Consider the following 926-nt stretch of genomic DNA (forward strand, 5'->3'; position numbering starts at 1 on the left):
CCTCGATCCACCGATCGGCCGTGTGCTGTGGGGGTCGCCTCGGACGGAGCCTCGGTTCGCTATTTGGGCGTGGTGGAGGAGCCGGCCTCGCTGCCGGGGGTGTTCCACGAGGTGTTCCTGTCTGGTGCCCGATGGGCTGGGTGGTCGGGGGGGCTACGCCGCGGCCGGTGGATCGTGGATGGTCGTGAAGAGCTGTTCCCAGGCTTCTTGCCACGGCCAGTTCTCCGGCAGCCGCAGGCGGATTTTGCGGGCGGAGGTGGCGATGCGGGCAGGGACGTTGACCAGCCGGGTGCGGATGGTGTCGGTGCGGGCCTTGGCGAACCGCCCGCCGGCGAGGACACCGGCCGCACGGGAGAGGTTGTAGGCGATGGTGGCCGCCACCAGCCAGGCGGCGTTGGCGGTGAACTTCCCGGACGGGAGGTGGGCCAGGGCGCTGTCCTTGAGGTCCGCGTTGACCTGCTCGATCACCGCGTGGGCACGGTGGGTCTTGTCCGCGGCCACCGTGCCCATGGTGGCCGCAGGCACGGTGGTGAAGAACGCGTGATGCCGCCAGGTCTCGAAGAGGGTGCCCTGCCCGTGGGCGGGGGCGTTGAGGTCGGGGATCCGGCGCACCACCAGCCGCCCGGCCACCTGCTCGGAGCGCTTGCGGGAGGTGAAGGCGGTGAAGTCGATCTCGGCGACCTCCGCCTTTGAGATCCAGGCGCCGGTGTCCTCGTCGTAGACGGCATCGGGGTACTCGATGCTCTCCCACGCATCATCGGCGATGGTGGTGATGGCGCGCTTGACGGCCGCGTCCATCCGCACCGTCACCGACACCCGGGCCCCGGCCCTCACGGCCGCGGCGACGGGTGCGTGGCCGTAGAAGGCCGAGTCCGCGCGCACCAGCACCGGTCCTGCGGCGCCGGTGCGGGCGAGGGTGGCCAGGG

At 71.5% G+C, this 926-nt stretch carries 1 protein-coding gene; it reads right to left on the bottom strand.

Going from position 1 to position 926, the window contains the following annotated elements; all coding sequences use genetic code 11:
- Positions 1-153: 153 nt before the first annotated feature.
- Positions 154-926 (bottom strand): IS1380 family transposase (locus tag L979_RS01755; protein ID WP_047688483.1); only part of this gene is annotated, 773 nt, incomplete at its 5' end.

It is taken from the genome of Kocuria sp. ZOR0020 (assembly GCF_000800955.1).
Taxonomy (GTDB): Bacteria; Actinomycetota; Actinomycetes; order Actinomycetales; family Micrococcaceae; genus Kocuria; species Kocuria subflava.